This is a genomic window from Streptomyces sp. GbtcB6 (assembly GCF_019091475.1).
GTDB classification, from domain to species: Bacteria; Actinomycetota; Actinomycetes; order Streptomycetales; family Streptomycetaceae; genus Streptomyces; species Streptomyces hyaluromycini.
The window spans coordinates 1-3,897 of record NZ_JAGXJL010000134.1; the positions used below are offsets into that span (position 1 = coordinate 1).

4 protein-coding genes are annotated in these 3,897 nt (G+C 70.3%); 2 read left to right on the forward strand and 2 right to left on the reverse strand.

Annotation, left to right across the window (positions count from 1 at the left end; genetic code table 11):
- Both KVT45_RS54670 and KVT45_RS54675 read left to right on the forward strand, forming a co-directional pair.
- Positions 1–1,014: CaiB/BaiF CoA-transferase family protein (locus tag KVT45_RS54670; protein ID WP_217562530.1), on the forward strand; the 1,014-nt coding region annotated here is incomplete at its 5' end.
- A 92-nt stretch (positions 1,015–1,106) separates the two neighbouring features.
- On the forward strand, positions 1,107–2,564 hold the full coding sequence (locus tag KVT45_RS54675; protein WP_217562531.1) for an aldehyde dehydrogenase family protein: 1,458 nt from the start codon (positions 1,107–1,109) through the stop codon (positions 2,562–2,564).
- Positions 2,565–2,637: 73 nt separating this feature from the next.
- Here the strand turns inward: KVT45_RS54675 and KVT45_RS54680 are convergent, their stop codons facing one another.
- Both KVT45_RS54680 and KVT45_RS54685 read right to left on the reverse strand, forming a co-directional pair.
- On the reverse strand, positions 2,638–3,051 hold the full coding sequence (locus KVT45_RS54680; RefSeq protein ID WP_217562533.1) for a nuclear transport factor 2 family protein: 414 nt from the start codon (positions 3,049–3,051) through the stop codon (positions 2,638–2,640).
- Between the two features lie 8 nt (positions 3,052–3,059).
- On the reverse strand, positions 3,060–3,897 hold an 838-nt coding region (locus KVT45_RS54685; RefSeq protein ID WP_217562535.1), incomplete at its 5' end, for a cyclase family protein.

Consider the following 3,897-nt stretch of genomic DNA (forward strand, 5'->3'; position numbering starts at 1 on the left):
AGCGTGGGCCGCAACAAGAAGAGCGTCACGCTGAACCTGCGCCACGAGACCGGACGGGACCTGCTGCGCCGGCTGGCCCGGGAGGCGGACGTCGTGGTGCTGAACCTGCGGCCGTCCACCCTGCGCAAGTGGCGCCTGGACTATCCGAGTCTCGCCGCGGAGAACCCCCGCCTGGTCATGGTGCACGTCACCGGGTACGGAGCGGGCGGGCCGAAGTCCGACCGCCCCGGATTCGGCACCCTCGGCGAGGCGATGTGCGGGTTCGCCCACCTCACCGGCAGCCCGGACGGCCCCCCGACCCTCCCGTCGTTCATGCTCGCCGACGGCGTGGCGGGGCTGACCGCCACCTATGCGGTGATGATGGCCCTCTACCACCGCGACGTGCACGGAGCTGACGGCCAGCTCGTCGACGTCAACCTGATCGACCCGCTGGCACGGCTGCTCGAACAGTCGGTGCTGACCTACGACCAACTGGGCAGCGTCCCCACCAGAACAGGCAACCGCTGGGACATCAGCGCACCGCGCAATGTCTACCTCACGAAGGACGGACACTGGCTCGCCATGTCCGGCAGCGCTCCCACGATCGCCAAGCGCGCCCTCCAGGCCGTGGGACGGCCCGAACTGACCGAGGACCCCAGGTTCGCCGAGGCCCAGCAACGCCTTCGGAACGCCGCCGAGATAGACGCGATCATGGCCGACTGGATCGTGGCCCACACCCTGGACGACGCGATGGCCGTCTTCGAGGCGGCAGGTGTTGCCGCCGCCCCCGTCTACGACGCCACGCAACTGCTCGCCGACCCGCACATGGTGGCCAGAGACGTCTACCCGTCCGTTCCGGACGCCCAGCTCGGGGCGATGCGGGTGCAGGCACCGGTGCCCCGGTTCTCGGCGACCCAGGGCGGCATCAGCCATCTGGGCCCGGCACTCGGCGAACACAACGACGAGATCTACGGGGGACTGCTCGGCCTCGACGCCGACCGGCGCCGGGAACTGTCTGAGCAGGGCGTGATCTGAGGCCCGAGTATCGGTAACCCGGACAGACACATCAGCAACCACCACACACATGCCGGACGAGGTGGTCCGGCCACGGCGGCGGGAGGCCCCGAATGAGCCAACTCGATGTGGACGCAACCGACTTGGGGCAGGTCACCGAGTCCTTCATCGACGGGGTCCCGGTCGGAACACCCGAGGTGTACGAGAACATCGACCCCTCGACCGGACGGTCGCTCGGAGAGGTGTCGAGAGGGACCTCCGAGCAGATAGACCGGGCGGTCGCCTCGGCACGTGCGGCACAGCGGGCGTGGCGCACCACGACACCGGAACAACGCGCCGACCTGCTGTGCCGGCTGGCCGACCTGATCGAGAGCCGGTCGGAGGAACTCGCCCGGCTGGAGAGCGAGGACTCCGGCAAACCCCTGACCCAGGCGCGCAACGACGCCCGGGTGTGCGCCCGGTACTTCCGTTTCTACGGCCGGGCGATCGACTCGTACTACGGCCTGAGCCTGCCCCTGCGCCCCGACCTCCACGTGTACACGCGACGCGAACCCCACGGTGTCACCGGCCACATCCTCGCCTGGAACTATCCCCTGCAACTGCTCGCCCGCGGGGTGGCACCCGCCCTCGCGACCGGGAACTGCGCCGTGGTGAAACCCGCCGACGAGACACCGAGGACCGCGGTGGCCGTGGCCAGGCTCGCCCTGCAGGCCGGGCTGCCGCAGGGGGTGTTCAACGCCGTGACCGGGCTCGGTGCCGAGGCCGGTGCCGCGCTGGCGGCCCATCCCGGCATCGACCACCTGGGCTTCGTCGGCTCCACCCGGGTCGGTGCCCTCGTCGCCACGGCCGCCGCCGAGCGGGTGTCACCGGTGACGCTCGAACTCGGCGGCAAGTCGGCCCACTTGGTGTTCCCGGACGCCGACGTCGAGAAGGCCGCCCGGGTCGCGGCGGGCGCGATCCTCCAGAACGCCGGGCAGACCTGTTCCGCCGGGTCGCGGGTGCTCGTCCATGAGAGCGTGCACGCCGAACTGGTGGAGCGCATCGCGGGGCACTTCGCCGAGGTGACGATAGGCCGGGGCCTCGACGATCCCGACCTCGGCCCGCTCGTCTCGCGCAAGCAGCAGGACCGGGTCCGCGGCTATGTGCGGTCCGCCGGCACCGGCGGGGTCGTCTTCGGGGGGTCGGTGGCCGAGCCCGAAGGCATGACGGACGGCGCCTACTTCATGCCGACCCTGATCGACGGCGTGGACCCGGTGTCACCGATCGCGCAGGAGGAGATCTTCGGGCCCGTGCTCACCACGATGCGGTTCGCGACCGAGGAGGAGGCCGTCGCCCTGGCGAACGGGACCGAGTACGCCCTGCTCGGCGCCGTCTGGACCAGGGACCTCAGCCGCGCACACCGGGTCGCCGCCGAAGTGGAGGCCGGCCAGGTCTATGTGAACACCTATGGTGCGGGCGGCGGTGTGGAACTCCCGTTCGGCGGATTCCGCAAGTCCGGCTACGGCCGTGAGAAAGGCGTGGAGGCCCTCGACAGCTGCACCGCGACGAAGACGATCGTCGTCCAGCTCTGAGACGAGGCGCTGAGACGAGGCCGGCGCGACCGCTGGGAACGCGGTCGCGCCGGCCCATGGTGATCCCCCTGGTTCAGGGCGCATCGCCGACGTACTCGTCCACCCGGCGGCGCAGCAGCCAACGCCCCGCCGACTCCTCGAACGTGTCGTGATACCGCGCCACGATGGCGACGGACCAGGCGGAACCGGCGCGGACGAGCATCACCACGTCGCTGGTCGCCTTCGCCGTGCGGTCGTCCCACTCCGTCAGGAGCGTGTTGCCGACGAGGTGGCGCTGCGGCCGGTCCGGATCCGGCCGCCACCCCGGACGGGAGAACGCCTCACGGATGGCGTCGGCACCCACCAGGGGCTCGAATCCGGGTATCTCGACCACGCCGTCCGGCAGGTACAGCGCGACCATGTCCTCGGTACGGCCCTCGTCCTGCGCCTGGGCGTGCGCGGCGATCGTCGCCCGTACGCCCGCGCTCACCTCGGCGAATTCCGGCACGACCGGCCCTACTTGATGGCGATCGGAGTGATGGGGGAGCCGACGGAGCCCGTCACCTTCAACCCCGGGGCGCAGAACAGCATGTCCCACACGCCGTCCTTCTCGCAGTCCGCGGCCAGCTCCTCGAAGTTGAACATCTCGCCGAGGGTGAGGCCCATGTCCCGGATCACCACCTGGTGGAACGGGATCGTCGCGCCTTTGACGGGACTGGGCCACACCTCGCCGGAGTGGTTGTCCATCGCGAGCGCCGCGACCTCGCGTTCGTACAGCCAGTTGCAGGTGTCGAGGCAGGGCCCGGGGGCGTTGCCGAGGAAGTGTTCGCGGTCGCCCTCCAGGAACCACTGGTAGGAGCCGGTGCGCAGCAGCACGATGTCGCCGGACCCGACGCGCACGCCCTGGCGTTCCTCGGCGGACAGCAGGTCGGCCTCCGTGATCTCGTACGAGTCCTCCAGCCGGTCCACGCCCTTCAGCCGCGCGATGTCGAGCAGGACCCCGCGGGAGATCAGCCGGTCGACGGCCTTGTGGAACGAGTTGCGGCTGGCGCCCTGGAAGTTGTTGACCGCGGCGGCCGGCACGTTGTTGTAGAAGGTGCCGCCGTAGCCCGCGTGCGCCAGCCCGTCCCACTGGGTGGCGGCCTGCAGACCGGTGACGATCATGTCGTCGGCGGAGATCAGACCGTCCTGGGCGAACCCGGTGTCGGACGGCAGCAGCGTCATGACATGGATCGGGTTGTTGCGGAAACCCCCGGACTTGAAAGGCCCGTTGCTGTCGAATGCCATGCCCAGGTCGAACGCTTTGCCCGTACGGGCGAGTTGCGCGGCCTCGATCCGCTTCTGCGGGGTCACG